The sequence below is a fragment of the Ruegeria sp. Alg231-54 genome, assembly GCF_900143525.1.
GTDB lineage: Bacteria > Pseudomonadota > Alphaproteobacteria > Rhodobacterales > Rhodobacteraceae > Ruegeria.
The window spans coordinates 117,371-139,851 of record NZ_FREZ01000005.1; the positions used below are offsets into that span (position 1 = coordinate 117,371).

The window sequence follows — 22,481 nt, forward strand, 5'->3', positions numbered from 1 at the left end:
TGTCTTCTTGTGACAATGACAAAGGTAGTAGCTAAATCGGGGCAGGTGAATTCACGAGCCCGTGTCTCACAACCCCGTCAAAGAGCGTAATGCCCCCTTGAAGGTTAACAAACTGTTTTTGAAATGAAAAATGGAAAATGTTTCAATCCGACCCCGATTTTGGGGTCGGATTTCGTGCAAATTATCGCCGAATGTTACAGAAGGTCAGGCGGGGTAGCCGCCAAAGACAACTCTTTTGTTACAGCCTCAAGCGATTGAACCTGTGTCTGTTTTTCGCCAAGGCGGCGCACACTTACCGTACGCTCGTCAACTTCGCGGTGACCGACGGCCAGAATGATCGGCACCTTGCCGACCGAGTGCTCGCGAACCTTGTAGTTGATCTTTTCGTTGCGAATATCCGCCTCGGCCCGCACGCTTGCGGCCTTCAACGTTTCGACAACTTCCAATACATAGTCATCCGCTTCGGACGTGATCGAGGCGACCACGACCTGTCGCGGGGCCAACCAGAACGGCAACTTGCCAGCGTGCTCTTCGATCAGGATACCGATGAATCGTTCGAACGAGCCCAATGTCGCACGGTGCAACATGAACGGACGATGCTTGGCTCCATCGGCTCCGATAAAGTTGGCATCCAGACGTTCGGGCAAGTTGGGGTCAACCTGCAGGGTGCCGCACTGCCATGTCCGGCCGATCGCGTCGGTCAGAGTGAATTCCAGCTTGGGGCCATAGAACGCGCCTTCGCCTTCCAGAACCTCATAGTCATAGCCCGCTGCCTTACAGGCATCACCCAGCGCCTTTTCGACCAGATCCCAGCTTTCGTCCGATCCGATCCGCTTTTCCGGGCGAGTCGACAGTTTGATGGTCCAGTCATGGAACCCGAGGTCAGCATAGACCTTGGACAGGAACGCAATGAACTTGGCGGTCTCAGATTCGATCTGTTCCTCGGCGCAGAAAATATGTCCGTCATCCTGCGTGAAACCGCGGACCCGCATGATCCCATGCAAAGCGCCCGAGGGTTCGTACCGGGCGCACGACCCAAACTCGGCCATGCGCAGAGGCAGGTCGCGATAAGATTTCAGGCCCTGATTGAAAACCTGCACGTGACACGGGCAGTTCATCGGTTTCAGCGCGTTGATCGCCTTTTCGCGGGCGTGTTCTTCGTCGACTTCGACGATGAACATGTTCTCTTGATATTTGTCCCAGTGGCCAGACGCTTCCCACAGCTTGCGGTCCACGACCTGCGGGGTGTTCACCTCGACATAGCCGTCTCGTTCCTGCATCCGGCGCATATAGTCCTGCAGGGTGGTGTAGATTTTCCAGCCATTTGGATGCCAGAAAATCTGGCCCGGCGCTTCTTCCTGCATGTGGAACAGGTTCATCTCGCGCCCCAGCTTGCGGTGATCACGCTTGGCAGCCTCTTCCAGCATATGCAGATGCGCTTTCAGCTTTTCCTTGCCGGTGAAGGCCACGCCGTAAATGCGCTGCAGCATCGCGCGGTCGCTGTCGCCACGCCAATAGGCGCCAGCAATGCTCATCAGCTTGAAGGCGTCGCCCGGCAACTGGCCGGTATGCTGCAAATGTGGGCCGCGGCACAGATCCTGCCAGTGGCCGTGCCAGTACATGCGAAGCGGTTCGTCACCCGGGATGGCCTCGATCAGCTCGACTTTATAAGGCTCGTTATTGGCCTTGTAGAATTCGATTGCGCGCTGACGGTCCCAAATTTCGGTGGTCACGGGATCGCGCTTGTTGATGATCTCCTTCATCTTTTTCTCGATGAGGCCGAGATCTTCGGGCGTGAACGGTTCTTCCCGGTCGAAATCGTAGTACCAGCCGTTGTCAACCACGGGGCCGATGGTGACCTTGGTAGCAGGCCAGATTTCTTGCACTGCACGCGCCATCACATGCGCCAGATCGTGGCGGATCAGCTCGTTGGCCTGTTCCTCATCTTTCATGGTGTGGATGGCGATCTGCGCGTCAGATTCGATGGGCCACTGCAGGTCCCAGTGCTGGCCGTTCACGGTGGCCGAGATGGCCTTTTTGGCCAATGAGTTCGAGATATCAGCAGCTACCTGAGCTGGCGTGACGCCTGCGTCATAGGATCGTGCATTGCCATCGGGAAAAGTAAGGGAGACTGACTGTGAGTCCAGGGCCATATCGGCTCTCCTCGTCGGTTTGGCGCCCACTGAACGCCCGGTTGCCGGTTATGGTGTTTGATCCATTTGGCAGTTGCAGCATGACCTGTCAAGCGTCCAACTAAGCCGTGCCTGACGCAGCGAGAGGTTGGATTTCGGCAATTGCGGCCCGTTGGCAGCCGTGCATGATGATTGGCAAAGAGAAAGAGGGCTAAATGGCAGCGACGGATTTTCTGAACACGGCGCAGGGGCGGCGACTGGCGTATCACAAGAATGAGGGGGCAGGGCCGACCATTGTATTTCTGGGAGGGCTCAAGTCCGACATGCAGGGCACCAAGGCCGTGCATCTTGAGGCCTGGGCCAAAGCCCGTCGACAGGCATTTCTGCGGTTTGACTACTCCGGTCACGGTGAAAGCTCGGGCAAGTTTGAAGAAGGGTGCATCGGCGATTGGCACGAAGACACCGTCGCGGCCGTTACTGAGCTGACCGACGGGCCTCTGATCGTTGTCGGATCGTCGATGGGCGGCTGGCAGGCGCTTTTGTTGGCAAAAGCGATCCCAGACCGGGTGGCGGGGATGGTGACTATCGCCGCGGCGCCGGATTTTACCGAGGACGGATATTGGGCATCGTTTTCTGACGCGCAGAAACAGGTGCTGGAAACCGAAGGGTATGTCGAACTTCCTTCAGATTATATGGAGCCATACATCATCACGAAACGCATGATCGAAGACGGAAGGCAGCAGCTGGTTTTGCGGGGCGCAATGAATTTGCCATTTCCGGTGCGTTTCCTGCAAGGAACTGCGGATACCGCCGTTTCCACTGCAACTGCCGTGCAGCTGATGGATCATGCCACTGGCCCCGACATGCGCTTGCTATTGCTCAAAGATGCAGACCACAGGTTCTCGGACGGGCCATGCCTGGAAATCATCGAAAACGCCGTGCTTGAAGTGATGGGCGCGCAATGATCCGGGGGGTGGGCAAAGCCATCGGCCGTGTTATTCTGGTGTTGGTCGCGGCTGGCGTTCTGATCTTTTTGTTCGGTCCGCGCGAAGAGGTGAACCTGAACCCGACGTTCGAGCCACGCAAGTTTGGTGAGGGGGTGCAGGTTTATTTCGAAAGCGTCGAGTCCACTTTCAATGACATCACTCCCGGTGTCGAGAAACGGGTTGTCTGGCAAGACGGGTTCAAGGAACAGCGCACCCCGGTTTCCATATTGTATTTGCATGGGTTTTCCGCCTCGTCCGAGGAAATTCGCCCTGTCCCGGACATGGTCGCCGATGCGTTGGGGGCCAATCTGGTCTACACCCGCTTGCAGGGTCATGGGCGCGGCGGGGAGGCGATGGCCGAAGGCACCGCCTCGGGCTGGATGCAGGATATGGCCGAAGGGTTGGCCGCCGCCCGTGCAGTGGGCGATCAGGTCGTCGTGATTTCAACCTCGACCGGCGGAACGCTGGCTGCGGCGGCAGCATTGGACGACGCGCTTATAGAGAATGTAGCCGGTTTGGTCTTTGTCTCTCCGAACTTTGGTGTGAACACGCCCGGTGCCTGGATACCGGGCCTTCCATGGGCGCGAAGCTGGTTGCCATTGATCATGGGGGAAGAACGGGACGTCTCGGGGCCGGATCCCGAGAAGAACAAGTACTGGTCGTCGGTTTATCCGTGGGAGGCAGTTGTGCCTATGACCGCCTTGGTTGAGACTGTTTATGCCATGGACTTCTCGCAGGCGCGTGTCCCGGCGCTGTTCTGGTTCTCTGACGATGATCGGGTTGTGCGCCCGGACTTGACTCACAAGGTGGCCGAAGCTTGGGGCGGACCTGCAAGTGTTCAGACGGTTACGATGGGGCCGGGCGATGACCCATCGTCCCATGTTATTGCGGGACGTTTGATGTCCCCGGGACAGACTGATGCTGCGGTCGCTGGTATTGTGGCATGGTTGAAAGAGCAGGGGATCGAATGATGGAACAGCGCGTCAGCCTAATCATTGTCGGGGTGGAAGACCCTGAAACCGCCGCTGCATTCTATGAAAAGATCGGCTGGAAACGTGTCGACAGCCCGGACGGTGTGATTGCCTTTGATCTGATCGGGCAGACGCTGGGGTTGTATCCGCTGCCGGCACTGGCCGATGAGATTGGTGTTGACGTGGGCACCTTGGGCCTTGGGGCGCTGACGCTGAGCTATAACTGCCGGTCGAAGGAAGATGTCGCGCAGGTCCTGAGCAAGGTCGAAGAGGCCGGTGCCGAGGTTCTCAAACCGGCTTCGGATGTGTTCTGGGGCGGGCATCACGGTTACTTCCGCGCGCCCGACGGCACGGTATGGGAGGTCGCTTTCAACCCGTTCTCACCTTTGGCGCCTGATGGGGCGTTTCGTTGGAACGGGTACGGGTGATGCGTAAGCCGGGCAGCATGTGGAGCCTTGAAACTCTTGGCCGCGTGCGCCTGTCCCGGCACTTTTTCATGCGTGATTTCTTGTATTCCGAGATTGGAAATTTCCATGAAAAACAAAATCTTCCCGACAATCCTGATCTTGCCATCGAAACCGGCCGAGCCTTTTGTCAGACGTTGCTGGACCCTTTAGAAGAGACGTTCGGACGCGTGGCAGTCCGGTCCGGTTACCGATCGCCGTCGTTGAATCAATATGGCAATGAAAACCGGCTGAACTGCGCCCGAAACGATAATCCACTGGAGTGCCATATCTGGGATTGGGGCACCGGCGATGATCGGATTGTCGGGGCGTCGATTGTCATTCCGTGGTTCGCGGATCGTTACGCGGAAGGCCGGGATTGGCGCGATCTGGCGTGGTGGATGCACGATCATTTGGAATATTCCGAGATTTGGTTTTTCCCAAAACTCTGTGCTTTCAATCTGGTGTGGCGGCCAATTCCCCTCAAGCGTATCGACAGCTACATCGCCCCGCGCGGGTGCCTGTTGCGTGCGGGTGAAAATCCGGGCGAAGACCTGAAGACTCGTCAAAAGCGCTATGCGGATTTTCCCACGTTTCGCGGTATTGCCTATCCGTGAAGTTTAACTTGCCCAGGCCGTAAAAACCTCTCATCCTGTTAAAAAACAAAGCCACTCAAGAAGCTGAGACGAAGGAGGCCGCGATTGATCGAGCCGTTGGTTTTATTGCCCGGATTGATGTGCGATTCTAGGGTGTTTGCCCCACAGATCGCCTACTTTTCCCGTCAACGCGCGGTCACGGTTGCACCGGTTTCGTTGGGCGAGCGGATCGAAGAGATCGCCTCGGGCCTTTTGGATCAACTGCCACACCGCTTTGCGCTTGCGGGATTTAGTATGGGTGGTGTGGTGGCTCTTGAACTTGTTCGTCGCGCGCCAGACCGGATTTTGCGCCTGTGTTTGATGGCCACCGATGCGCAGTCCGACACGCCTCAGATCGCGGCGACACGAGAAGAGTATATGGTTGGTGCCAAGGCCGGACGGCTAGAGGAAGTTATGCGTAAAATCCTTGGGTCAGACACGCTGGCCCTGGGGCCAAGGCGCGTTCCCATTTTGAGTGACGTGACTGCCATGGCATTGGATCAGGGGGCAGATGTGTTCGAACGCCAGATGCGCGCTTTGCAGCGGCGTCCGGATCAGCAAGGTGCGCTGAGGATGATCAAGGTTCCCACGTTGGTCTTGTGTGGGGCGCATGACCTGCTGACACCAGTAAGAAAGCACGCCTTTATGGCAGATCTGATCCCAAATGCGGAACTCAATGTGGTTGAGGACGCGGGGCATTTGCCAACGCTCGAAGCGCCTCAGGTTGTCAATGAAGCACTTGAGAACTGGTTAAACATGCCTGCGCGAACCACTTATGGGTAAAGGGCTGCACGCTCGGATTTGCTGAGGATCACAGGCTCGACAACCGGGTCGAAGGTACCTGGGCCGAAGAAGGGTGTGTTCTTCCAACTGCCTGACATCCGCGATTTCGCGACGCGGGTCACCAGCCCGTATACGGCCGACCCAATCTTTTCATGGGTCTGTTTGCCGTGGCCTGTGGGGATAAACCCGCGCGTGGTGATTGGCCCCAACCCACTTGGGTCTGGGATACGTTTGACGATAAAACCTGCGAATGGGAACTTCGGCGTTGTTGGTGTGGTCGCCAGTGGCGCATTGCAGCAACTGGCATACCAGCGCATCATCCCTTTGGGGCTCAGTTGCATCAGCGCGAGATGCTCGGCACCGCCGTCAAAAATGATCTCTTCCGGAAGCATCTGCAGGATTTCAACAGGACCGGGGGCAGGATCGGGTTGCCCAAAATACAACTGAGCCGCGCGGCAATCGTGACAGTAGCACACGACATGTGTGCCGTGTTTCACGCCTGCGGCGCTGATCCGTCCATGTAGGGAACCGCAAGAGCAGGAAAATGGGGTGTCTTTCGCCACTTTCCTGCTCATGATTTTTAAGCCACTTTGTTTTTGTTTGCGGCGCGACGCTTTGGTTTGCGCGTATTTGCATTCATGAAGTCAATCACAAGCGGCCGGATGTTATCCCGCCAGCTGCGGCCTGCAAAAATGCCATAGTGACCCGCGCCGGGTTCGACGTGGCTTGCCTTTTTTGCATCCGGCAAACCGGTGCAGAGTTCAAGCGCGGCAATACACTGGCCGGGCGCTGAGATATCATCATTTGAGCCTTCAACCGTTTTGACTGCAACATCGGTGATTTTGCCGATATCGACCTTGTGACCTGCGACAACGAACTCATTGCGGGCGATCTCGCGGTCTTTGAACACGCGCTCGACCGTGGAAAGGTAAAACTCGGCGGGCATGTCCATGACCGCCAGGTATTCATCGTAAAAGCGATTATGCGCATCGTGATCGGACGCTTCGCCCCGCATCACGCGCTGGATCTGATCGGTGAACGCTTTGGAGTGGCGATCCCCGTTCATCGACATGAAGGACGCCAATTGCAGCAAGCCTGGATATACCATGCGGCCGACGCCTTTGTATTTGAAGCCGACGCGCTGGATCATGGTTTCTTCCAGCTGTCCCATGGTCACACGACGGCCGAAATCGGTCACGTCGGTCGGGGTTGCATCAGGGTCAACCGGACCACCGATCAGGGTCAATGTGTTGGGCTGGGCCTTGGGCTCGACCTCGGCCAGATAAGCGGTTGCGGCAAGCGTCAGAGGGGCGGGCTGGCAAACGGCAACAACATGAGTGTCCGGGCCCAGCTCTTTCATAAAATCGACAAGATACAGCGTGTAATCCTCGACATCGAACTTGCCTTCGGAAACAGGGATATCACGCGCATTATGCCAGTCGGTTACGTAAACCTCACAATTGACCAGCAGACTTTTGACCGTGGAACGCAACAAAGTCGCGTAGTGGCCGGACATTGGCGCCACCAACAGCACCTTGCGGGGTTGTTCTTCGCGTCCATTGACGCGAATATGGATCAGGTCGCCAAATGGGCGCTCCATTACGGGAACAATATCAACAAGGTGGTCTTTGCCATCCTCACACGTGAACGTTCGAATACCCCAGTCCGGCTTTGCGATCATGCGCTGAAACGTGCGTTCGGTCACCTCGCCCCATGCAGCCATCATGCTGAACGCAGGATTGGGTATCATGGAAAACAGTGGGTAAGACGCCATAGCACTGGCAGTTGCACCCATCCATTGGTTCGTGTTGCGCATGGTTTCCATAAGGTCGTAGGTCATCATGTAGCGCATTTAGGGGGCCTCCTGGCTGCCGGTGTGAGTGTCGGACCATTCGTCGCTTTGCTCCCCAAGCCCACGACGATTATTCTGCATAGCAGCGAGGTTAAGGGGGAATTGTTAAAATGACAACAAGTGAACACCGGACGCCGGAGCTATCCCCGGAACACCTTGAGAGGCTTAAAGAAAATATGGACAAGGTGGAGGAGCTTTCGAAGCGACTTGTTGATGCGATGTCGGGAAAGAAGGGTCATAACCCTGCTTTGGACGGTCCGAATCAAGAGCTTTATGCAAAGGCAGCATCGGCGTATTGGGCTGAAGCGATGCAAAATCCAGCTCGGCTTATGGAGCAGCAGATCGAGTTCTGGGGCCAGTCTGTTATGAACTTTGCCGAGGCGCAGCAGGCGCTGGTGGGCAGCGAGGCAGAAGAGGCCGCATCCGGACCCCGGGACAAGCGGTTTTCCAACCCCTTGTGGGATACCAATCCGTATTTCAAATTCATCCGTCAGCAGTATCAGACAAATGCCGATGCCATCGCGCAGGCGGTGGCTTCGGTCGAGGATCTGGATGTGCAGGACAAGCAGCGGCTGGCGTTCTTCTCGCAGCAGATCATCGACATGATGTCGCCGACGAACTTTCTGGCGACCAATCCGGATGCGTTGGAAAAGGCGGTCGAGACGGAAGGCCAGTCACTGATCCAGGGTCTGGAAAACCTGGTGGCCGATCTTGAGGCCAATGACGGTGAGATGGTTGTGAAGCTGGCCGATGACAGCGCCTTTGAGGTCGGCGGCAATATCGCGACGACGCCCGGCAATGTGGTCTATCGCAACCGGTTGATGGAGCTGATCCAGTACAAGCCTGCGACCGAGACGGTGCACGAAACGCCGCTGGTGCTGTTCCCGCCCTGGATCAACAAGTTCTACATTCTGGACCTCAAGGCGCAGAACAGCCTCATCAAATGGGTGACCGAGCAGGGCTATACCTTGTTTGTGGTCAGCTGGGTGAACGCCGATGAATCTCACGCCGATATCGGCATGGAGGATTATATCCAGGACGGATTCCTGACCGCGATCGAAAAGGTCAAATCGATCTGCAAGGTCAAACAGGTCAACGCGGTCGGCTATTGCATCGCGGGCACCACGCTGAGCCTGACGCTGTCGCTGCTCAAGCAACGCGGCGACAAATCGATCAAATCGGCCACGTTCTTCACGGCCCTGACCGACTTTGGTGATCAGGGTGAGTTCACGCCCTTCTTGCAGAACGACTTTGTGGACGGGATCGAGGATCAGATCTCGGAGGACGGGGTTCTGAAAGCGTGGATAATCGGGCGCACGATGTCGTTTCTGCGATCAAAGGACCTGATCTATGGGCCTGCGATCCGCAGTTATATGATGGGTGAGACACCGCCCGCGTTTGACCTGTTGTTCTGGAACGGGGACGGGGCCAATTTGCCCGGTCGTATGGCGGTCCAATACCTGCGCGGCCTGTGTCAGCGCAATGACTTCGTCACCGATGGGTTCGAATTGCTGGGGCATAAGCTGCATGTGCGCGACGTGGACGTGCCCCTGATGGCGATCACCTGTGAGACGGACCACATCGCGGCGTGGAAGGCGTGTTATCGCGGTGTGCAGCAGATGGGGTCGCGGTCGAAAAGCTTCATCGTTTCGGAATCGGGGCATATTGCAGGCATCGTGAACCCACCCAGCAAGAAGAAATACGGCCATTACACCAATACCGATCTGAAGGCAGATCCCGAGACCTGGCTGAAAGAGGCTACGTATCACGAAGGGTCTTGGTGGCCCCGGTGGGAGGCCTGGCTGAAGAAGCGGTCGGGCAAGCAGGTGCCCGCGCGCGCGCCCGGCGATTCGGGGCATCCCGCCCTGGCTCTGGCGCCAGGGACCTATGTGCAGGTCAAGGCAAGCGGTTGATTCCAAATCATTCTGTGAAGATTTTCTGCATTGCAGCAAGAAAATTCTTGCAATGCTGCAATGCGGCATCCATATTGTCGTCAAGCTGATGAAAACCGGGGTGGGCCCGGTTCGGCAAAAGGATTTTAGACATGGCAAAGACGCAAGACTTCACCGCGACCCTGAAAGACGTTATGGGCGCGTTCCCCGTTGACACCACCGCTCTGGAAGGTGCTTTCAAATCGACCGCGACGCTGAACGAAAAGCTGTCGGGTGTTGCGCTGGAAGCGGCTGAAAAGTCGGCTGAGATTTCGAGTAAATGGACCAAGGACACCCTGGCCAAGCTGACCGAGATGTCGAAAGCCAAGGCAGAGCCTGCAGACTACGCCAAAGCGGCCACCGACTTCGCCAGCGCATCGGCTGAAGTTGCAGCTGAAAACATGGCAGCCTTCGCAGAGATCGCAAAAAAAGTTCAGTCCGAAACCGTTGAGCTGCTGATGGCAGCTGGCAAAGACGTAGCCGAAGACACAACCGCGGCCGTTAAAAAAGCCACCAACGACGTGACCGCAGCTGCCAAGAAGGCAACTGCTGCCAAGTAAGCAAACGCCGCGAGGCGCACCCACTCCTCCCAATCGGTGCTATCGCGCAGGGCAGGTCGAAAGACCTGCCCTTTCTTTGTTGGCGGAGCGTCTTTTTGGTGCGCGTCTTGACCACAGTGCGCCCTCGGTTGCGAAACGCCGTCCGGTGCAGTAAGCCACTTATTTAGTGTACACCGAGACCCATCCATGACCGCATCGTCAAACCCTGTTTTACAGCGCCAGTCGGCTTCAAACGTCCTTGTCGCCAAGGCTGCGAGGCTGTCGGTTGCGCCGATGATGGATTGGACAGACCGGCATTGCCGATTTGTGCACCGACTGCTCAGTCAGCAGACACTTCTATACACGGAAATGGTAACCGCCCCAGCTTTGGTGCGGGGTGGCGCATTGCATTTGTTGGACTTCAGTTCGCAAGAACACCCCGTCGCGCTACAATTGGGCGGTTCAGACCCAGAGGAGGTGTCGCAGGCGGCCCGGTTGGGCGCGCAAGCGGGGTATGATGAGATCAACCTGAACTGCGGTTGTCCCTCAGATCGGGTGCAATCGGGTACATTCGGGGCCGTCCTGATGAAAGATCCCGCCCGTGTTGCTGATTGCGTTGCCGCGATGCGCGACGCTGTTGATGTCGACGTTACGGTCAAATGCCGTATTGGGGTCGATGATCAGAATCCGGAACAGGTTCTGCCTGAATTCCTGCAGGCCATTCATGCGGCCGGATGCCGACGCGTAACAATCCACGCGCGCAAGGCTTGGTTGCAAGGGCTTAGCCCTAAGGAAAACCGGGATATCCCCCCCTTGGACTATGATCTTGTGCATCGGATGAAAGCGGCGTTCCCGGACCTGCATATCTCGATCAATGGCGGTATCACGTCTCTGGAACAGGCAAAGGCGCAACTGGACGCCGGGCTGGACGGTGTCATGATTGGCCGTGCGGCCTATCACCAACCCACGGATATTCTGGCCCAGGCGGATGCCATGATCTTCGGCAGTAGGCAGGTGGCCGACCCGATTGATGTCGTTCACAAAATGGTGCCCTATGTCGAAAACCACCTTGCCGGGGGCGGTCGTCTGCACCAGATCACGCGTCACATGCTGGGCCTGTTCGCCGGTCGTCCCGGTGCGCGCGCCTGGAGGCGGTCCCTGTCCGAGGGGGCGGTTCACGACGGGGCAGGTCCCGAGGTGATGCTGCGGGCGCTGGACAGCATCGCGCCTTTGGCGGAGGTTTGACAGGAACAGGATACGGCCAAATGGTCGATTTGGGGGGGTGATGCCCGAGACGATGTTACTGGCCCAGATGCTGGGCCTTTTGCTTGTAATCGGGGCGCTGGCCGGTGTCTTGGCCGGAATGCTGGGTGTTGGCGGTGGGATCGTTTTGGTGCCAGCGTTTTTCTATGCGTTCCAAACACTTGGATATGGCGGCCCACAGTTGATGCAGCTGTGTCTTGCGACCTCGCTGGCAACCATCATCATCACCTCACTTCGATCCGTCTTGGCGCATAACAAGAAAGGCGCGGTGGACTGGGATATCCTGCGCGGCTGGGGGCCAGGAATTGCAGTGGGGGCCATTGTCGGCGTGCTGGTCGCCTCGGCGCTACGAACCGAAGCGTTGCAGGCGTTGTTCGGAGTGTTGGGTATGGTCATTGGTGCTTATCTGGGCTTGGGCAAATCGGAATGGCGGCTTGGTGATGCGATGCCAAAGGGCGTGAAGCGGGCCGTTTTGTCGCCTTCGGTCGGGTTCCTTTCAGTTCTGATGGGCATTGGCGGCGGCAGCTTTGGCGTGCCGCTGATGAGCCTGTTCAACACGCCCATCCACAGAGCGGTTGCAACGGCGGCCGGGTTTGGCGTGGTCATCGCCGTGCCTTCAGTTCTGGGCTTTCTGTTCTTGGACATTGCGCCTGAACACCGCCCGCCGTTTACAGTTGGCGCTGTAAATTTGATAGCATTTGCAATTGTCGTGACCATGACGATGATCACCGCGACTTGGGGGGTGAAGCTGGCGCATGCGATGGACCCCAAGCCATTGAAGCGCGTGTTCGCGGTGTTTCTGACGCTGGTCGCCCTGAATATGCTGCGAAAGGCGCTGGGGCTATGACCGATTTTTGGGACAAGGGCTGGATCAGGTTTCCACACGATCCGACACTTGCCCAATGGGTCGAACACGCTTTGCCGCAAGCCCGCGCCTCGGTTACAGATCCAACCTATGCGGAGTGGCTGGATTGCGAAGGCACGTGGTTCATCGGCGTGGATGCGCTGGATAACGATCCACAGGGCAGGGTGGGGCAATCAGACCTTTTATCAGGACAGGCGATGGACTTTATCGCCGAACATTACGGGCGGTTGCCACTGCACAAGGGGCAAGTCTCGGTCGTTTATCCCGGTTATCCCCGCCCACGTCGTGGCGAAAACGAAGCCGCCTGCAGATACCGGCGGAACCGTGACGCGGCGCACGTGGACGGTTTGCGTCCGATGGGGCCGGATCGCCGACGACGGGTGGATGAGCCACACGCATGGATCCTCGGTATTCCATTAACCGAGGCCAGCGCGGATGCCGCACCGATGGTTCTGTGGGAAGGCAGCCACAAGATGCTGGGGGTAGCCTTTCAGCGTGCCATGGAAGGCCAACCCACGGACAGTCTGCACCAGATTGACATCACCGACATATATCAGACCGCCCGTCGTGAGGTGTTTGAAACCTGCCCCCGTATCGAACTGCCTGCAAAACCGGGTGAGGCCTATCTGCTGCATCGCCACTGCCTGCATGGTGTCGCACCCTGGGCCAAAGCGGCGACCGCCGGGCCGGATGGACGGATGTTCGCCTATTTTCGTCCGGAATGCGCGGGGGGAGTAGCCGAGTGGATCGAATCCCCGTAACCTGTTGCCATTATTCAGGTTTGGAGGTTTTTGATGATTACGGTTCATACGCATTCTGAAGGGGCCCAGATTGAGGTCGAGCTGTCCGGCGAAGTGACAAGCAAAGATTACAGCGAGACATTGGTCCCCGCGATCGAAGCGGCGTTAGAGGCTCATGATGCGGTGCGTCTGTTGGCGATCGTGCAGCCAGAGTTCAAAGGCTATGATCTTGGGGCCGCGTGGTCCGATACCAAGCTGGGTCTCAGCCACTGGCGCGGGTTTGACCGTATCGCAGTTGCGGCTGATCAGGGCTGGGTGCAGACCAGCATCCGTCTGGCCGCGCCGATTCTGCCATGCCCCGTTCAGGTGTTTGAACTTTCGGAACTTGAGGCCGCGCGCCGTTGGATGCGCGAGTCGCTGGGGGCCATTCATGTGACCGATCTGGGCGGACCCTGCGTGCAGATCAGCCTGATGGGCAAATTGGATCCCGAAGAGTACCAGCAGGCAGAGCGTGATCTGGATACATTGCTGAGTTCAAAGAACGGGTTCCGTCTGTTGATTGACCTGCGCGAGTTTGACGGCTGGCAGGGGCTGACCGCACTAGCCGCGCATTTCCGCCTGGCCCGAGGGCATGTGGGAATGCTGGATCGCGCCGCCATCGTCGGGGACAAAGCGTGGCAGCATATGGCGCAGCGTGTCGCCAGTCACGTTCTGCGTGCCCGCACGCAGTTCTTCCCTTCTGAGGATTTCGAAAACGCAAAATCCTGGCTTGCAGCCGGGTAAGGCGGCGGCCGGCAGAGCGAAAGATTTCGCCTAGCTTTACCATTACGTAAGGTTGAATTTTCGGCTGTTTATTTTTTCTTGATCAGTCGGTCAAAAAAAGATTAAACGTGTTTTAGTCTTCCGTATGACCACTTCGGAAGAACTTAAATGCTGAAGAGCGCCGCTGTGGGTTGCCACTCACTTACGCATGTCGTCGAACTTGATCCCCCCTCGGAGTTCAGACCGACCCGCAGCGGCGCGAATTCAGCCAAAAAGCCAGAAGTAGATATCAGGATTTGTTCATACGCGCAGCTCGTCCACCGCGACGTTTGGCAAGGCGGGGTTTGCGCGCAGGCAGATCTTCCATGATTTCGGCACGCTCAACGCTGTCCATTTTCGACCAGCGCGTGATCTCATCAATTGTGCGATAACAACCGGTACAGATGCGCTCTGTCGGGTGCACGACGCATATCTGGATGCAAGGGCTCTCGACCTCGTTCCTTTTCCAGACCATGTTTGTCATCGGTATACCCCGTTGCCCTTAAAGAAAGCGCAGCCTATCCAGCGCTCCTTGTAGAATATAGCCTGCCGCGACGTGATCGATAACCTGTCCGCGACGTTTTCGTGACGTATCCGCCTCAAGAAGTGCCTTTTCCGCCGCGACTGTGCTTAGCCGTTCGTCCCAGAAGCTGATTGAAACCTCGGTCAGACGTGACAGATTTCGGGCAAAAGCGCGGGTCGATTGGCACCGGGGGCCTTCGGTGCCGTCCATGTTTTTGGGCAGGCCGAGTACGACACCACCAATCTCTCGGTCCGCGATGATGTCCAGCAATCGGGCCGAATCCAGGGTGAATTTCTTGCGTCGCACGGTCTCAAGCGGGCTGGCCACGCCGCGCATCCGGTCGGACACGGCCACGCCGATGGTCTTTTCGCCCAGATCCAACCCCATCAGGGCAGTCATAGGGGGCAATGCGGCGGCGAAGTCTTCGAACTCGTCGTAAATCATTGAGCAATACCTGCCTGAAGTGCGGCAGCGTCGATGATCTCCAGCGCATCGGCGTTTCCGGCAAAGACTGCCATGGCTTCGTTCCTTATGTCGATCGCGCGCTGTCCTTCGCCCAGAACGCCCAGTGCAGCGATCAGACGGGCCCAATCCTCGGGCGCGCCTCCTTCGGTGGCCAACCGGTCGGAGAGCTGATTAACCATGCCTCGGATCATCTCTTGTCGTTCTTCCGGGGTCAGCGCAGCGGCAGCCTCGACGTCATCCTGGCTTGGGCCGGGTCCTGCGGGGGCCGAAACCTCGGGCGCGTTGAACACCCCTGCGCGAAAGGCCAGCTCATCCAGTTGGGCCAGAATTGCGTCGACCCATGGCGCGCCGGCCGGTGCGTTGCGCAATGCGTCGGTCCAGATGCGATACCCGATGTCGGGGCGCCCGACCTGCACCATCATCTGGCCAAGGTAATACAGCGCCGGGCCATGTCGCGGATCGCGTTTTAACGCTTCGCGCAATGCAGCTTCGGCTTCGGGGGATACATATCCACCCGCCGACAAGATCATCATTTCGGCCAGATGCGAATAAGCGTCTGCAGGGACAGCGTCGCCAGACAATTCGATCACGCGCAGCTGGGCCTTGTAAGCGGCCGAAAAGTTGCCTGCGTTCGCCTCGTGTTGCGCCAAAAGAACATGGCCTTGCAGGTCATCGGGACGCGCTTCGACGGTTTCACGTAACTGCTCCAAAAGCGCCGCATAGCTTTTTTCCAGCTGCGGCAGGGGGGCTGGTGTTGTGGTGGCTTCGAATTCAGCTTGGCTGGGGCGTTCCGCACGCAAGGTTTCCGCTCGATCAATGCGCAGCGACAGAGGTTGATCCGGCAGCCCCGCCGCACCCATCCGGTCGTACATCCAGGCCGCACCGCCGACCAGGATGAGACCCACGGCTGCGATCGTGGTGACCGAGGCCCAAAGTGGCGGTCCCGGTCGGGTGGACTGTGCCTGTATCTGTGCGTCTGCGGCCAGAATACGGCGTGAAATCTCGGTGCGTACACGCTCGGCATCTGCTTCCCCGATGACACCTCGGGCCAGATCCTTGTCCACGCCCGCCAATTGTTCTCGATAAACACGCAGGTCATAGGCCGCTGCGGGTTCGCGTGTGTCACGCGAGCGCAGGATAGAATAGCCTAGGAACACTGCAGTCACGGCAGCTGTTAGGATGATCAGGACCCAGAACGACATGGCTTCTCCGAAGTGGCTGCCCTGACTTAGACCTCTCGGCGGGCCGACAAAAGGGACAAATGGCCGCTGGCCGACTTCGTGTCGCAATAATGGGGCCTATGTCGCAATAGTGCGATATTACGGCGTTGAACGGCAGGGGCGCGCTGGCGTTACGCGGCATATCTTCGCGCAATCACCGAACCGGATGGATTCGCCTATGAAACACTATTCAGCCTTTGCTGTAGCGCGCGAAGCGCTGCGCTATCACACCGGATGGGAACGCGCCTGGCGTTCGCCCGAACCCAAGAAGAAATACGACGTGATCATCGTTGGTGCGGGCGGTCATGGTCTGGCCACAGCATATTATCTGGGTAAGAACTACGGCATCCAGAATGTCGCCGTGATCGAAAAAGGCTGGCTGGGCGGTGGTAACACCGGTCGGAACACGACTATCATCCGCTCAAACTATCTGCAGGACCCTTCGGCAGCGATCTACGAAAAAGCGCGTAGCCTGTACGAGGATCTGAGCCAGGAACTGAACTATAACATCATGTTCAGCCCCCGTGGCGTCATGATGCTGGCGCAGACTCAACACGAAATTCGCGGCTATCAGCGCACGGCACATGCCAACGCTTTGCAAGGTGTGCAGACCGAGTGGATCACCCCTGAGCGCGTTAAGGAGCTGGTACCGATTATCAACATCGACGGCCCGCGCTATCCGGTTCTGGGCGCATTGTGGCAGGAACGCGGGGGCACCGCTCGTCACGACGCCGTGGCTTGGGGATATGCGCGCGCCTGTTCCGCAATGGGCATGGACATCATCCAGCAATGCGAGGTCAAAGGCGTCAGGTCTGAGAATGGCCGCGTCGTTGGCGTCGATACCACCAAGGGTTCGATTGACTGTGACAAGCTGGGTATGGTGGTTGCGGGCCATTCCGGTCAGCTGGCCGAGATGGCGGGCTTCCGTTTGCCGCTTGAAGCCATTGCCCTGCAGGCGTTGGTGTCCGAGCCGATCAAGCCCTGCATGGACGTGGTGGTGATGGCCAACACCGTGCATGGCTATATGTCTCAGTCCGACAAGGGTGAGATGGTGATCGGCGGCGGCACTGATGCCTTCAACAACTACACCCAGCGCGGCAGCTTCCATCATATCGAAGAAACCGTTCGCGCACTGGTCGAAACCTTCCCGATGATCTCGCGCCTGAAGATGCTGCGCCAGTGGGGCGGGATTGTGGACATGACCGGTGACCGGTCTCCGATCCTGTCAAAAACGCCTTTGGGCGGCTGCTTTATCAACTGTGGCTGGGGCACGGGTGGCTTCAAGTCGATCCCTGGATCGGGATGGGGCATGGCGCAGCTGATGGCCACAGGTCACTCACCGCTGACCGAAGCCTTTACGCTGGATCGCTTCAAAGAGGGCCGCTTCATCGACGAAAGCGTCGCCGCCGGGGTGGCGCACTGATGCGTGGACTAATGTTCATCCCTGCATATTCCGCTGCACACAATAGTTTGGTTGCGATGCCGTCGGGTCGCGCTTGTGGCTTCGTTCGTTTGGCGCAAGGAGCAAGCCTGTGAACCTGAACGACCTACCGACTTCCGTGCCGGGGCGACCCCGCAAATCCAAACTTGCCATGCGGGACTTCCTGCTTGCCAGTTTGGATGCCCGGGCCGGGCACATGCACGTTGTTCAGGTCGGTGCAAATGACGGTAAACTGGAGGACCCACTATTTCGCTATTGGTCAAAAGACACTTGGACAGGTGTGCTTATTGAACCGCATCCGGTTTACTTCAAGGAACTTGAGGGCTTGCATGGCAAAAATCCAAACGTTGTCTTGGTGAACGCTGCGGTTTCTGAGTCACCGGGTACGATGGCATTGTATCATATGGATGAACGCCTGAGGAGCAGCTGCCCGGGATGGCTGCGTGGATGTGCTTCCGTCGAAAAAGGTCGAATGGAAAGCGCGGTGCAACGTGCCAATCGCAAACAGGGATTAACTATTCCGGAAAGCGCGGTTGTCAGCACAGAAGTGCGTACCAGACGTTTGGATGATATTCTGACTGAGCATGGAACTCGCAAAGCTGATGTACTTGTGGTGGACGTTGAGGGACACGAAGTCGCTGTCCTAAACAGCGTCGACTTTTCCAGCCTCGAAACCAAGGTTGCCTTGATCGAATGCAATGTTGGCAATCGTGAATCCAAGGGATCGATCGTTTCCACATTAAATGCTGCTGGAATGATTGCGTATCAGATTGCGGATGACATTGTCGGAGTGCGCCCAAACGCCAACACTATCCCCATCGAAGCCATGTTCCACTTTGAAAACATGGTTCCATTGGCTGTCGAAGAACAGCCCGTACCTACTCAATGAAAATAGGTGTGATGAACAAATGCTGATCCTGAACTGCCCGTATTGCGGCGTCGACGCCGAAGAATCTGAACTGTCCGCCGGAGGTGAGGCGCATCTGAAACGCTTCGGTCCCGGCTCGTCGGATGTCGAATTCCACGACTACCTGTTCATGCGTGAAAACCCCAAAGGCGTTCATTTCGAACGCTGGCGCCACAGCAACGGCTGCGGCAAGTGGTTCCACGCCGTTCGCTGCACACAAACGCTCGAAGTGTTCGGAACCTATTCCGCCCAGACCACCGAGCCGCCGAAAGAACTCAAGGACGCGATCACTGCAAAGCGCCCTGGCTGGACGTGGAGAGAGTACGAATGATCCGCGCTGCCATCCCTAATTCCGCCTGCGAAAGGTCCGCAACATGAGCACCCGTCTCGCAAAACAAGGCCGGCTGATTGACCGGTCGAAACAGGTCACCTTTACCTTCAACGGCACCTCGATGCAGGGGTACGAGGGCGACACGCTTGCCTCGGCCCTGCTGGCCAATGATCAGATGATGATAGGCCGGTCATTCAAATACCACCGGCCGCGCGGTGTTGTCGCCAGCGGTGCGGAAGAGCCGAACGCTTTGGTTGGCCTGGGGCAGGGCAACCGGTTCGAGCCGAACCAGCGCGCCACAACGACCGAGCTGTTCAACGGTCTGACGTCACTTTCACAGAACCACTGGCCGAACCTGGAATTCGACATCGGTGCCGTGAACACAGCGCTGGCGCGGTTCCTACCGGCGGGCTTCTACTACAAGACGTTCATCCACCCCAAGCCATTCTGGAAACACGTCTACGAGCCGATCATCCGGCGGTCGGCCGGTCTGGGTAAAGCACCCGACAAGGACAACCGCGACGCGGATACCTATGAGCACTTCTACGCCTTCACCGACGTTCTGGTGATCGGTGGCGGCGTCGCCGGGTTGCAGGCGGCCATGGCTGCGGCCGAGACCGGTGCCAAGGTTCTGCTGATCGAGCAAACCGCGCATTGGGGTGGGCGTGCTCCGGTCGATGGCGGGACCATCAATGATGAGCCTGTGGATAAGTTCGTGGAACAAATGGTTTCCAAACTGGAAACAATGGACAACGTTATCATGCGCAACCGCTGCATGGGCGCGGGCGTCTACGACCATGGTTATGTGCTGGGGTATGAGCGTCTGAACGACCATAAACCGGGCACACAAGGTCCACGTCATCGCCTGTGGCGTATCCGGGCCAAGCAGGTCGTCACTGCGACAGGCGCAATCGAACGTCCGCTGTCATTTGCGGGCAATGATGTGCCGGGCGTCATGCTGGCCGCGGCCATGCGCGACTATGTGGTGAATTGGGGCGTAACCCCGGGCGAACGTGTGATCGTTGCGACCAACAATGACGACGCATATCGCACAGCGATCATCCTCAAACAGGCGGGTGTCGATGTTCTGCGTGTTATTGATGCGCGCGCTGCGGCCGGACCGCTGGCCGAAGAGGCGCGACAGCTTGGCATCCGGGTCGACCCCGGCAAAGCCATTGCCAAAGTCAAAGGCGGCAAGCGCGTTAAAAAGGTCGAAATCTGCAATCAGGAAGGTATCGGTGGCGCTCGCGAAGAAGTTGAGTGCGACGCGGTTGCCATGTCTGGCGGTTGGTCCCCGGTTGTTCACATGTGGTCGCATTGCGGCGGCAAGCTGATTTGGGACGAGGCGCACGCGCATTTCCGCCCTGATCCGGCGCGGCCACCACTGGGGGCCAACGGCGAGGGATTTGTTGTGGCTGCCGGTGCGTCTAATGGCCCTCTGGCATTGGGCGATGTCCTGACGGACGCGCACGCTGCGGGCAAAGCGGCCGCCAAAGCAGCTGGCTTCAAGCCAAAGAACACCAAAGCTCCGGCTGGTGAGGCCACGAAAGAGGCCGCTATGCAAGCGGTCTGGCTGATGCCCGCCAACGCCGAAGTGCAGTTACGCATGAAATCCTGGCTGGACTTCCAGAACGACGTCAAAGTCTCTGACGTGCAACTGGCCGCGCGCGAGGGCTATGAAAGCGTCGAGCATACTAAGCGATACACTACACTGGGTATGGCGACAGATCAGGGTAAGTTAAGCAATATCAACGGGCTGGCGATTCTTGCTGATGCACTGGAATCGGAAATTCCGAAGGTGGGCACCACCACGTTCCGTCCGCCATACACGCCCATTTCGATGGGGGCGATTGGGGGCGAAGCGCGTGGCGACGTGTTCCAACCGATCCGTCAGACGCCGATGCACAACTGGCACGACAAGAACGGCGCGGATTGGGAACCGGTCGGCCACTGGCGCCGGAACTACGCATATGTGCGCCCCGGTGAGTCCGTGCACGACGCAGTAAACCGTGAGGTCAAGAACACCCGCGAAAACCTTGGTCTGCTGGACGCGTCCACACTGGGTAAACTGATCGTCAAAGGCCCGGACGCCGGCAAGTTCCTCGACATGATGTACACCAACATGATGTCCACGCTGAAGGTCGGCAAATGCCGCTATGGCCTGATGTGTTCGGAAAACGGGTTCCTGATCGACGACGGTGTTGTGGCCCGCATCGACGAGGATACCTGGCTGTGCCACACAACCACCGGCGGAGCGGAGCGCATCCATGCCCATATGGAGGAATGGCTGCAGACTGAGTGGTGGGACTGGAAAGTCTACGTCGCCAACGTGACCGAGCAATACGCGCAGGTCGCGGTGGTTGGCCCCAACGCCCGCAAGGTGTTGGAAAAATTGGGCGGTACGGATGTTTCGAAAGAAGCGCTGCCCTTCATGGAATGGCGTGATGGCAAGATCGGTGAGTTTGACTGCCGCGCTTACCGCATCTCGTTCTCTGGCGAGTTGTCTTATGAGATCGCGGTTCCCGCATCGCAGGGTCAGGCGTTCTGGGATGCCCTGACGGAGGCGGGCAAAGAATTCGGCGTGATGCCTTACGGCACGGAATGTCTGCACATCCTGCGGGCCGAGAAGGGCTTTATCATGATCGGGGACGAGACCGACGGCACCGTGATCCCGCAGGATCTGGGGCTGAACTGGGCGCTTTCGAAAAAGAAAGAGGACTACCTCGGAAAACGTGCCCATTCGCGCAGCCACATGGCCGATCCGGACCGCTGGAAACTGGTTGGTCTTGAGACTGTGGATGGTTCGGTCATCCCTGACGGAGCTTACGCAGTCGGCGAGGGCGTCAATGCCAACGGGCAGCGCAATATGATCGGGCGGGTGACCTCGACCTATTACTCGGCCAATCTGGGCAAGGGCATCGCAATGGGTCTGATCAAGCACGGTCCCGACCGCATGGGCGAGATCGTCGAGTTCCCGGGTACCGATGGCAAAACCTACAAAGCTAAGATCGTGGACCCGATCTTCTTCGATAAGGACGGGGAGAAGCAGAATGTCTGAACCCATCAGCGCACTGAACCACGCAAGCTATGATGGCATCGCCAAGGTCCGGGAATGTGGCCTGCAGGGTATGATTACCTTGCGCGGCGACCTGTCCGACAAGGTGTTGGCCAAGGCCGTCAAGGACGCAACGGGTCAGAAGATGCCCGGTCAGCGCGAAGCCTTGGTCTACGGTGATTCCGGCGTCTGCTGGATGTCCACCGATGAATTGTTGGTGCTTGTTCCTTACGCCGAGGTTGAGGCCAAACTGGCGGCCATGACCAACGCGCTAAGCGGTACACACGCGTTGGCCGTCAACGTCTCGGACGCCCGCGCCGTGTTCAGTATCTCGGGCAGCAATGCGCGTGAGGTGTTGGGCAAACTTGCCCCAGTCGAGCTGTCGGCTGAGGCATTTCAACCCGGTCAGATCCGCCGCTCGCGCTTGGCTCAGGTGGCAGGGGCGTTCTGGATGGATGACGCTGAAACCTTCCGCGTTGTCTGTTTCCGATCGGCCGCGGACTACGTGTTCAAGCTGCTTAAAGTTGCGGCGCAGCCCGGCAGCGAGGTTGGGGTTTACTGAACCGAAGTGAACTGAAAAGCCCCGGCTACGCCGGGG

The 22,481-nt window shown here is 58.0% G+C and carries 22 protein-coding genes; 16 read left to right on the forward strand and 6 right to left on the reverse strand.

Annotated features, from left to right (window positions below):
- Window positions 1-194: 194 nt before the first annotated feature.
- On the reverse strand, window positions 195-2,153 hold the full coding sequence (gene thrS / locus DHN12_RS11210) for a threonine--tRNA ligase (RefSeq protein ID WP_108860279.1): 1,959 nt from the start codon (window positions 2,151-2,153) through the stop codon (window positions 195-197).
- 194 nt (window positions 2,154-2,347) lie between these two features.
- Here thrS and DHN12_RS11215 point away from each other — a divergent pair, with 194 nt between their 5' ends.
- The 5 genes from DHN12_RS11215 (at window position 2,348) to DHN12_RS11235 (ending at window position 5,950) form a co-directional block, all read left to right on the forward strand.
- Window positions 2,348-3,097, forward strand: coding sequence for an alpha/beta fold hydrolase (locus tag DHN12_RS11215; RefSeq protein WP_108860280.1), 750 nt, complete (start codon window positions 2,348-2,350; stop codon window positions 3,095-3,097).
- Window positions 3,094-4,089, forward strand: a complete 996-nt coding sequence (locus tag DHN12_RS11220) for a carboxylesterase (RefSeq protein ID WP_108860281.1) — start codon at window positions 3,094-3,096, stop codon at window positions 4,087-4,089. The genes DHN12_RS11215 and DHN12_RS11220 overlap by 4 nt, the downstream gene beginning before the upstream one ends.
- Window positions 4,089-4,517 (forward strand): VOC family protein, encoded by a 429-nt coding sequence (locus DHN12_RS11225; protein ID WP_108860431.1) that lies wholly within the window; start codon window positions 4,089-4,091, stop codon window positions 4,515-4,517. Before DHN12_RS11220 ends, DHN12_RS11225 begins: the two co-directional genes overlap by 1 nt.
- 17 nt (window positions 4,518-4,534) lie before the next feature.
- A complete protein-coding gene (locus DHN12_RS11230; protein WP_108860432.1) occupies window positions 4,535-5,149 on the forward strand; it encodes a hypothetical protein in 615 nt (204 codons plus the stop codon).
- A gap of 84 nt (window positions 5,150-5,233) precedes the next feature.
- Window positions 5,234-5,950: an alpha/beta fold hydrolase gene (locus DHN12_RS11235; RefSeq protein ID WP_108860282.1), complete on the forward strand. Its 717-nt coding sequence runs from the start codon at window positions 5,234-5,236 to the stop codon at window positions 5,948-5,950.
- On the opposite strand, the gene DHN12_RS11240 is transcribed toward DHN12_RS11235, so the two are convergent.
- Complete coding sequence (locus DHN12_RS11240; protein WP_108860283.1) at window positions 5,941-6,525, reverse strand: DUF6151 family protein; 585 nt, start codon at window positions 6,523-6,525, stop codon at window positions 5,941-5,943. The two genes, DHN12_RS11235 and DHN12_RS11240, sit on opposite strands and share 10 nt — an antisense overlap.
- Window positions 6,526-6,530: 5 nt before the next feature.
- Window positions 6,531-7,802 carry a polyhydroxyalkanoate depolymerase gene (phaZ, locus tag DHN12_RS11245; protein ID WP_108860284.1) on the reverse strand — a complete coding sequence of 424 codons (1,272 nt, stop codon included), beginning with the start codon at window positions 7,800-7,802 and terminating at the stop codon, window positions 6,531-6,533.
- 110 nt (window positions 7,803-7,912) lie between these two features.
- On the opposite strand from phaZ, the gene DHN12_RS11250 reads away from it, so the two are divergent.
- The 6 genes from DHN12_RS11250 (at window position 7,913) to DHN12_RS11275 (ending at window position 13,923) form a co-directional block, all read left to right on the forward strand.
- On the forward strand, window positions 7,913-9,715 hold the full coding sequence (locus DHN12_RS11250; protein WP_108860285.1) for an alpha/beta hydrolase: 1,803 nt from the start codon (window positions 7,913-7,915) through the stop codon (window positions 9,713-9,715).
- A 131-nt stretch (window positions 9,716-9,846) separates the two neighbouring features.
- Window positions 9,847-10,293 (forward strand): phasin family protein, encoded by a 447-nt coding sequence (locus DHN12_RS11255; protein WP_058275892.1) that lies wholly within the window; start codon window positions 9,847-9,849, stop codon window positions 10,291-10,293.
- Between the two features lie 186 nt (window positions 10,294-10,479).
- Entirely contained in the window at window positions 10,480-11,517 is a 1,038-nt protein-coding gene (gene dusA / locus DHN12_RS11260; RefSeq protein WP_108860286.1) for a tRNA dihydrouridine(20/20a) synthase DusA, read from the forward strand.
- A 40-nt stretch (window positions 11,518-11,557) separates the two neighbouring features.
- Window positions 11,558-12,382, forward strand: a complete 825-nt coding sequence (locus DHN12_RS11265) for a sulfite exporter TauE/SafE family protein (protein ID WP_108860287.1) — start codon at window positions 11,558-11,560, stop codon at window positions 12,380-12,382.
- Window positions 12,379-13,161: a hypothetical protein gene (locus tag DHN12_RS11270; protein WP_108860288.1), complete on the forward strand. Its 783-nt coding sequence runs from the start codon at window positions 12,379-12,381 to the stop codon at window positions 13,159-13,161. The genes DHN12_RS11265 and DHN12_RS11270 overlap by 4 nt, the downstream gene beginning before the upstream one ends.
- A 33-nt stretch (window positions 13,162-13,194) precedes the next feature.
- A complete protein-coding gene (locus tag DHN12_RS11275; protein WP_108860289.1) occupies window positions 13,195-13,923 on the forward strand; it encodes an STAS/SEC14 domain-containing protein in 729 nt (242 codons plus the stop codon).
- Window positions 13,924-14,191: 268 nt separating this feature from the next.
- Here the strand turns inward: DHN12_RS11275 and DHN12_RS11280 are convergent, their stop codons facing one another.
- From DHN12_RS11280 to ccmI, 3 genes are read right to left on the reverse strand one after another with little or no spacing between them, the layout of a single operon-like run.
- Window positions 14,192-14,425: a DUF1289 domain-containing protein gene (locus tag DHN12_RS11280; protein ID WP_058274068.1), complete on the reverse strand. Its 234-nt coding sequence runs from the start codon at window positions 14,423-14,425 to the stop codon at window positions 14,192-14,194.
- Window positions 14,426-14,443: 18 nt separating this feature from the next.
- Window positions 14,444-14,908: a Holliday junction resolvase RuvX gene (gene ruvX / locus DHN12_RS11285; RefSeq protein ID WP_058274067.1), complete on the reverse strand. Its 465-nt coding sequence runs from the start codon at window positions 14,906-14,908 to the stop codon at window positions 14,444-14,446.
- Window positions 14,905-16,131 (reverse strand): c-type cytochrome biogenesis protein CcmI, encoded by a 1,227-nt coding sequence (gene ccmI / locus DHN12_RS11290; protein WP_108860290.1) that lies wholly within the window; start codon window positions 16,129-16,131, stop codon window positions 14,905-14,907. The genes ruvX and ccmI overlap by 4 nt, the downstream gene beginning before the upstream one ends.
- Window positions 16,132-16,327: 196 nt before the next feature.
- Here ccmI and DHN12_RS11295 point away from each other — a divergent pair, with 196 nt between their 5' ends.
- The 5 genes from DHN12_RS11295 (at window position 16,328) to DHN12_RS11315 (ending at window position 22,445) form a co-directional block, all read left to right on the forward strand.
- Window positions 16,328-17,572 (forward strand): sarcosine oxidase subunit beta family protein, encoded by a 1,245-nt coding sequence (locus DHN12_RS11295; protein WP_108860433.1) that lies wholly within the window; start codon window positions 16,328-16,330, stop codon window positions 17,570-17,572.
- Window positions 17,573-17,681: 109 nt separating this feature from the next.
- Window positions 17,682-18,479 (forward strand): FkbM family methyltransferase, encoded by a 798-nt coding sequence (locus tag DHN12_RS11300; RefSeq protein ID WP_159090018.1) that lies wholly within the window; start codon window positions 17,682-17,684, stop codon window positions 18,477-18,479.
- Between the two features lie 19 nt (window positions 18,480-18,498).
- On the forward strand, window positions 18,499-18,828 hold the full coding sequence (locus DHN12_RS11305) for a sarcosine oxidase subunit delta (RefSeq protein ID WP_108860292.1): 330 nt from the start codon (window positions 18,499-18,501) through the stop codon (window positions 18,826-18,828).
- 43 nt (window positions 18,829-18,871) lie between these two features.
- Entirely contained in the window at window positions 18,872-21,886 is a 3,015-nt protein-coding gene (locus tag DHN12_RS11310; protein ID WP_108860293.1) for a sarcosine oxidase subunit alpha family protein, read from the forward strand.
- The gene (locus DHN12_RS11315) at window positions 21,879-22,445 is read left to right on the forward strand and encodes a sarcosine oxidase subunit gamma (protein WP_108860294.1); all 567 of its coding nucleotides are present in this window, start codon (window positions 21,879-21,881) and stop codon (window positions 22,443-22,445) included. Before DHN12_RS11310 ends, DHN12_RS11315 begins: the two co-directional genes overlap by 8 nt.
- The last annotated feature ends 36 nt before the right edge of the window (window positions 22,446-22,481 follow it).